Below are 6,749 nucleotides of genomic sequence, written 5' to 3' on the forward strand. Positions count from 1 at the left end.
GAGCGATAACGTTCTCTTATCGTGTCTAATAATTTGCCCGATACAGCCAATGTTGGTGGACGTGGAGCCGGATGACCTGCAGGCAGGGGAGGGGCCCGAACGGTTTGCGGATCACCTTAGCGCCGCCCGTTCAGAAAGTCCGTCCAATCCCAGGCATACACCAAGTCCGAAAGGCCGGGAATCACGGGGCAGCCGGCGCCTCTCATCCTTTCCCGGAACACGCTGCGAGCGGGCTCAGGAATGTCACCCATGCACACGAAGGCTAATTGCCCATCGGATCGAATCGGTACGTCGAGCGGCTTGGCCTCCTGCAAGTCGTCCGCGCCAAAGGCCGAGACCCGGAGAGCGTGTTCGGCTACCTCCCAGGCATCACGGTAACGGATGCGCGCATTGACTTGATGCACTGAGTGGGCCAGGCCCTCAGTTGTCGCGATACGCAAGTCGTGGTCTCGGGCCTTCACGCGTATCAGCACGAGCGGGCGGTAGTCGCGAACACCGCCGGGACGAATGCCGATCTGGAGACGTAAAAAACTCCAAGGGCCAAGGTCGCCAGTGGGGCGAGCCACACTAGGATGACCAAGGCAGCGGGCGAAGAGCCCGCTGACTGGCTCGCTCCAGCGTGGATAGGCCTTCAGCGGCGCGTCCGGCGGTTCTTCTCGCCCCTCAAAGCCGAAATCGTAGTCCGAGAAAGCGGCCAACCGAGAAACGTTCCATACCTTGCCGAACAAGCGGGCACTATTGGCAGGGCCGGCGATGTCAAGTTGGATCTCAAGCATTGCGTTGGCACCTCTCGATTTCGACTAGAACCTGCTGCTGCCCCGCGGACTGTTCGCAGGCGAGCTCCCCGTTCGAGCAAGGCGCGCACGCAAGTTTCTTGCTCGCGCTGGTCGTCCAAGCCCGCGCGGGAATCGCAAGTCAGCACCGGATGATCGGGGCCAAACAAGCTCGACTCATCGTCGATGGCTAGCCATGGCAGGCCCGGCGCATTCAGCCTGGTCGTGCACTCACGGCGCGGTGCGGATGCTCGCGTTGGAAGCGTAGCAGGGGCGTCGATGCGTTCATATTGGTTCGCCCCCCCGAATGTTCGAGTCGTCCAGCCTCTACGGAAATGCGCATTCAGCAATGGCCTCGAGTCGCAGCGACAACATTCAGCGATTCTTCGGTGCTTGCCGCTTTGTTCAGCACGACTGCGACAACAAAGAATGATCATTCGGCGAAAACAGACAGGTTCACCGAATGGTGTCGCAATTCGGGTGAGTTTGTGAGCGGATTTATGTCGCCCGACTCGGACTCCTGGGTAGCGAGTAGGCAAGCGCGGGGCAGAGGGCGATGTCGAGAGTGCGGGGCACAGTGGCGGCGGTTCCTCTGGGCCCTGCATTTCGCATTTAACATAATGCACATTGTATTATTCAAAGAGAAGGCCAGACCGACCCGCCTCACAGCTCCCCGCTGAGAATCTCCGCCACCTGTGCATCGCTGAGGCGCGTGCCGAAGAACTTCGCATAGAAGTCCCGCGTCTGCGAGGCCAGGTCCAGCCCCGCGAAACGCTGCGGATGGAAAGTCTTGGCGGCCCACATCACCGTCAGCGGCTGTTCCGCCGTGCGGTTGGACCAGGTGTGCGCGCCAACCGGCGCCACATGCAGGCGGCCTTGCCGCACGGCACGCAATCCGGCAAAGGCGCGCTCGCTGCGCACCAGTCCCACGGCCTGCGGCGTGGTGAGGATCATCACGTCCGGATCCCAGGCCAGCACCTGTTCGAGCGAAAAGCTGCGGCTCTCGCTGCGTCGTCCATCCTGGGTGACGCTGATGCCTCCGGCAGCGGGTATCCACCACTCGGCAATCAGCCGCGGCTGGGTCAATGTGTCCGGTTGCAGATAGAGAACGCGTGGCCGCTGCGATTCAGCCAGGCCCTGGAGTCCGCCGCGGACGGTGGCCAGGGAACCCTCGAACCATTGCTGGTACGCCTGCGCCACGTCGGGCTTGCCGAAGACCCGGCCCATGAGCGCCATGCAGCCTTTCACGTCCTCCGGTTCGCGCCACGCCAGGTACACCACCCGCAGGCCCAGCGCCGCCAGGCGGTCGACGGCATCGCGATGCAAGGTCAGAACGACGTCCGGCTGCGCCTGCAGGATGGCCTCGATGTGCGGTTCGCGGTTGGGCAGCTGCATGGTGGGCTGCCCGGCGAGCTGCGGCGCGAAAACGGTCTGGTACTTCCAGTGCGGCTTCGCAAAGTCGGCCAGGCCGTTCACGATGCTGCGCGACTCGCCCATGGTGAAGACGAAGCTGTTGAGCACCGGCAGCGAGCCCAGCGTCACCACACGCTGGATTCTCGGCGGCAGTTCGACCTCGCGGCCGGCCATGTCGGTGACCTTGCGGCTGGCCGGCTGCGCCCCGGCGCGCAAGGCCCACAGCGATGCGACTCCTTGAACCAGCGTGCGGCGCCGGATCATGGGTTTTGCGGCTCGTCCCGGGCGCGGCACACGCCCTGCTCCGCGTGCAGCTGCAGCGGCACGAAAACCCGCCGTCCGGCTGCGCGGCCATGGACCAGCGTGGCGGTCTCGATGGGCGTGGCGTAGATGTCGGTGAGCATCTGCGACTGCAGCAACCGCGCCGCCGGTGCGGGCCCGACCAGACGACGCGGATGCAGCAGCAGGGCGTGCGCATCCAGCGCCAGCGCGTGCTCCGGCAGATGGGTCGACATCAGCACGGCGCGCCCTTCCCGCTTCAATGCGCGCAAGGCCGACAGCACCTCGACCTGATGCCCCGGATCGAGGCTTGCACACGGCTCGTCGAGCACGACGACGGGCGCCGCCTGCGCCAGGGCACGGGCCAGGAGCGTCAGCTGGCGTTCGCCGCCGCTCAATGCATCGAAGCGCCGGCGGGCCAGGTGGCCGATACCGAGACATTCCAGCGCCTGCAGCGCTGCGTCGAGGTCGGCGCGCGTCGGATCGGCCATGAAGCGAAGGTGCACGCTGCGGCCCATCAACACCATGTCGAACACTTCGAAGGGAAAGGCCGGGCTGGCGGCCTGCGGCACATAGGCCATGCGGCGCGCACGCTGCGCGGGCGCCATGCGGTGCGCATCCGCGCCGTCAAGGAAGACGTGTCCGGCCATCGGATCCATCAGGCCCAGCAGGCAGCGCAACAGGGTCGTCTTGCCGCTGCCGTTGGGCCCCAGCAGCACCAGCGCCTGTCCCCGTGCGAGCGAGAACGATGCCGCCTCGACCAGCGCCGGCCTGCCCGCATGTCCCACCGACAACGCCCTGGCCTCGAGCATGCGAAGGTCCGGCCTCAGAACCACGCCTGCCGCGCTCTCGCGAGCACCAGCGCGAACAGCGGCGCACCGATCAGCGCGGTGAGGATGCCCAGCGGGATCTCCCCGCCGGCGCCGCGCGCCAGATCGTCCACGGCCAGCAGGAAGCCGCCGCCAAGCAGCGCGGACAACGGCAGCACGGCGGCGAAGGCCGGGCCGACCAGCATGCGCACGATGTGCGGAACGAGCAGCCCCACCCAGCCCACGATGCCGCTGATGCTCACGCAGGCCGCGGTCATCAGCGTGGCGCAGGCGATCAGCATCACCCGCAGCCGCGGCACGTCGATGCCGAGCGTGCGCGCCTCGTCCTCGCCCGCGGCCAGCGCATGGACCTGCCAGCGCAGCGCCCACAGCACCAGGCCGCACACGCCGATGGGAACAAGCGCATTGAACAGAGCCTGGGCATCGATCCGGTGCAGCCCGCCCAGCAGCCAGAACGTGATGCCGGGCAGCTGGTTGAGCGGGTCGGCCACGACCTTGGCCAGCGACACCAGCGCCTGGAAGAAAGCCGACACCACCAGGCCGGCCACCACCAGGGTCAACAGGCTGCCGCCCTGATGAAAGGCGCGCCCCAGGGCCAGGGCCAGCCCCACCGCGAGCAACCCGCCGACAAAAGCCAGGCCCTGCACACCCAGGCCCGTCACGTTCAGAAGCAGCCCGAGCGCAGCGCCGAAGCCCGCGCCGGCCGACACGCCCAGCACGCCGGGCGACACCATGGGATTGCGAAAGAGGTTCTGGTAGGTGGCGCCTGCGGCCGCCAGCGCCCCGCCCACAAGCAAGGCTGCGGCAATGCGCGGACCGCGCACTTCCAGCACCACGCGGCGCGCCGTCTCGCTTCCGCCCTCCTCCACCAGTCCGAGCTGAAAGGCCAGGGCGCGCGCGACTTCCGCTGGGGAAACGGGATACGGCCCGATGACGAAGGAGCCCAGGGCCAGCGCCATCAGCAGGCCTGCGGCCCAGCCGAGTGCGCCTGCGGACAGCGCGCGGCTACCCGGTGCGCAGGCAAGGGAATTCGTGGCGGCCGGGTGATGCGGCATGGGGTGGTGGCGCCGCAAACCAGCGGCGGCGCCATGGTGCCGTGAAAGCCGGCGGCACGCGAGCCGTCCGCACGGCATAGGCCACGCGGCGTGCGCCCAGCCCCCGCACGTGCGGGGCCGCAGCCGCTACCACTTCCCGTCGCTGGGCTTCTTCTTGGCGGCCGCCTGGCCGCGCGACAGCAGCTCGATCGAGTCGCCCTTGTTGGCGCGCTTGGCAAAGTCCAGCGCGGTCATGCCTTGCTGGTTCTTCATGCCCTGGTCGGCGCCTTCGTCGATGAGCAGCTTCACCGCTTCGGCGCTGCCGTAGCCGGCGGCCATCATCAGCGGCGTGGTGCCGTTGGGCGACTGCGCGTCGATGAAGGCGTACTTGTCCAGCAGCACCTTCATGATGGAGATGTGGCCGTTGGTGGCCGCGTAATGCAGCGGCGTCCAGCCCGGCTTGTTGACGGAGGCATCGCGTGCCAGGAGCTTGTCCACCAGGTCCTGCTGGCCCTTGAGCGCGGCCATCATCAGCGGCGTCTCGTCCTTGCTGTTGGCGGCATCCACGTCCACCTTGGCCGACGCCACCATCACGTCGATGACCCGGGGCGACGGCTCGCGCATGGCCACCAGCAAGGCGGTCTGGCCGTGCTCGTCGCGCAGGTTGGGGTTCACGCCGCGCTCGATCAGGCTCTTCACCCCGCTGGGGTTGTCGGCCCGCGCCGCCCGAAAGAGGTCGAGCTGCGCGTCGGCGAAGGCGTTGGAAGAAAGTGCAAGCGTGACAGCGACTTGGGAGAATATATTGAAGTATTTTTTCATGCTGCTTTAACGTCGTGGAACAAGGTCTCGAAGTTGTTACTTGTAACTTCGGCGATCTGCTCGATGGGAAGTTGGCGGATTTCGGCAATCTGCCGGGCCACATACGGCACCAACGCCGGGCTGTTGGTCTTGCCGCGGAAAGGCACCGGCGCCAGGTAGGGGCTGTCGGTCTCGATCAGCATGCGGTCCAGCGGCACGAAGGCCGCCACCTGGCGCAGGTCCTCGGCCTTCTTGAAGGTCAGGATGCCCGAGAAAGAGATGTAGAAGCCCAGGTCCAGCGCGGCGCGCGCCACCTCGGCGGTTTCGGTGAAGCAGTGGAACACCCCGCCGGCCGCCCTGCCCGATCCGGTCTCGCCCTCCTCCTTCAGGATGGCGACCGTATCCGCCGAGGCTTCGCGGGTGTGGATGACGAGCGGCTTGCGCGTGGCCTGCGCGGCGCGGATGTGCACGCGAAAGCGCTCGCGCTGCCATTCCAGGTCGGCAATGGTGCGCCCGCCCTTGCGCTCGTCCATCTGGTAGTAGTCCAGGCCGGTTTCGCCGATGGCCACCACCTTGGGGCGGGCCGAAAGCGCCACCAGGCGCTGCACGGTAGGCTCCTCGATGTCCTCGTTGTCGGGGTGCACGCCCACGCTGGCCCAGAAGTTGTCATAGCGCGCCGCCAGGCCCTGCACGGCGTCGAATTCCTCCAGCGTGGTGCAGATGCACAGGGCGCGGTCCACCTGGGCGGCGGCCATGGCGGCGCGCACCTCGTCCATTTGCGGGGCGAATTCCGGAAAGCTCAGGTGGCAGTGGGAGTCAGTGAACATCGGGAGTCAACATCTGGAGACAGTTGGCAGGCTGAAAACGGTGCGGGCCTCGCATTGGAGGCCCGCTGGGGTCCTTGGCAGGACGTTGGTTCGTTCAGATGGTTTGGGTGGGCCGGTCCGAGGCGATGGTGCCGCCCAGGGCATCCTCGATTTTCGCCTTGAGCTGGCGCGACTTCTCGTCGGAGGGGAATCGGATGCCCACGCCCGGCGCCCGGTTGCCGGCGGCACGCTCGGGCGTGATCCAGGCCACCTTGCCGGCCACCGGGTAGCGCGTGGGATCGTCCGGCAGGGTGAGCAGCACGTAGACGTCGTCACCCAGGCGGTATTCGCGCGAGGTGGGAATGAAGATGCCGCCCTCGGCAAACAGCGGGATGTAGGCGGCGTACAGCGCGCCCTTTTCCTTGATGGCCAGCTGGATGACGCTGGGACGCGGCGTGGCGGCAGAAGGTGGGGATGTGCTCATGGACGGGGTGGCTTGCCGGCCGAGTTTAGGTGGACTTTTGCCTCGCTCACAAGCGCTTCGAGCATCAGGCCGGCGTTGAACGGGTGTTCCGCGGTTTTTGCCGCATTCGCCAGCGAACGCGACCAGGCCGAAAGGTTGCGTATCGGTGGCGAAGGCGGCAGGTCGCCAGCTTCGAAGAAGCGCGGCTGCGCGCCGGCGCCCAGGGCCAGCAGGTCGTGGCAGAGCTTTTGCAGCACGTCGATGGCCTGCGCCGGGCTGCGCTCGGACAGCGCCGCCACTTCGCCGCGGCGGATGGCCTGCGGCAGGCGCGACCAGGCCTGCGCCGTCAGGCC

7 protein-coding genes and 1 pseudogene are annotated in these 6,749 nt (G+C 67.1%); all 8 read right to left on the reverse strand.

Annotation, left to right across the window (positions count from 1 at the left end):
• Window positions 1-116 precede the first annotated feature (116 nt).
• Entirely contained in the window at window positions 117-776 is a 660-nt protein-coding gene (locus VSO01S_RS19135) for a hypothetical protein (RefSeq protein ID WP_068644399.1), read from the reverse strand.
• 660 nt (window positions 777-1,436) lie between these two features.
• Window positions 1,437-2,450, reverse strand: coding sequence for an ABC transporter substrate-binding protein (locus VSO01S_RS19140; protein ID WP_068644400.1), 1,014 nt, complete (start codon window positions 2,448-2,450; stop codon window positions 1,437-1,439).
• Window positions 2,447-3,277 (reverse strand): ABC transporter ATP-binding protein, encoded by an 831-nt coding sequence (locus tag VSO01S_RS19145; RefSeq protein ID WP_068644401.1) that lies wholly within the window; start codon window positions 3,275-3,277, stop codon window positions 2,447-2,449. Before VSO01S_RS19145 ends, VSO01S_RS19140 begins: the two co-directional genes overlap by 4 nt.
• Before the next feature lie 14 nt (window positions 3,278-3,291).
• Window positions 3,292-4,350 carry a FecCD family ABC transporter permease gene (locus tag VSO01S_RS19150; protein WP_084241968.1) on the reverse strand — a complete coding sequence of 353 codons (1,059 nt, stop codon included), beginning with the start codon at window positions 4,348-4,350 and terminating at the stop codon, window positions 3,292-3,294.
• A gap of 126 nt (window positions 4,351-4,476) precedes the next feature.
• Complete coding sequence (locus tag VSO01S_RS19155; RefSeq protein WP_068644403.1) at window positions 4,477-5,148, reverse strand: ankyrin repeat domain-containing protein; 672 nt, start codon at window positions 5,146-5,148, stop codon at window positions 4,477-4,479.
• A complete protein-coding gene (locus VSO01S_RS19160) occupies window positions 5,145-5,954 on the reverse strand; it encodes a TatD family hydrolase (protein WP_068644404.1) in 810 nt (269 codons plus the stop codon). The genes VSO01S_RS19155 and VSO01S_RS19160 overlap by 4 nt, the downstream gene beginning before the upstream one ends.
• A gap of 94 nt (window positions 5,955-6,048) precedes the next feature.
• Entirely contained in the window at window positions 6,049-6,417 is a 369-nt protein-coding gene (locus tag VSO01S_RS19165; protein ID WP_068644405.1) for a PilZ domain-containing protein, read from the reverse strand.
• A pseudogene (locus VSO01S_RS27570) lies at window positions 6,414-6,749 on the reverse strand (DNA polymerase III subunit delta'); the annotation flags it as partial. The gene VSO01S_RS19165 and the pseudogene VSO01S_RS27570, both read right to left, overlap by 4 nt.

The organism is Variovorax soli NBRC 106424 (assembly GCF_001591385.1).
Classification (GTDB): Bacteria; Pseudomonadota; Gammaproteobacteria; order Burkholderiales; family Burkholderiaceae_C; genus Variovorax; species Variovorax soli.

Bases quoted from the DNA above. Each gene is read 5' to 3' on its own strand.
- VSO01S_RS19150 (WP_084241968.1), bottom strand. From the start codon at position 4,350: ATGCCGCATCACCCGGCCGCCACGAATTCCCTTGCCTGCGCACCGGGT.
- VSO01S_RS19160 (WP_068644404.1), bottom strand. From the start codon at position 5,954: ATGTTCACTGACTCCCACTGCCACCTGAGCTTTCCGGAATTCGCCCCG.
- VSO01S_RS19135 (WP_068644399.1), bottom strand. From the start codon at position 776: ATGCTTGAGATCCAACTTGACATCGCCGGCCCTGCCAATAGTGCCCGC.
- VSO01S_RS19145 (WP_068644401.1), bottom strand. From the start codon at position 3,277: ATGCTCGAGGCCAGGGCGTTGTCGGTGGGACATGCGGGCAGGCCGGCG.
- VSO01S_RS19165 (WP_068644405.1), bottom strand. From the start codon at position 6,417: ATGAGCACATCCCCACCTTCTGCCGCCACGCCGCGTCCCAGCGTCATC.
- VSO01S_RS19155 (WP_068644403.1), bottom strand. From the start codon at position 5,148: ATGAAAAAATACTTCAATATATTCTCCCAAGTCGCTGTCACGCTTGCA.
- VSO01S_RS19140 (WP_068644400.1), bottom strand. From the start codon at position 2,450: ATGATCCGGCGCCGCACGCTGGTTCAAGGAGTCGCATCGCTGTGGGCC.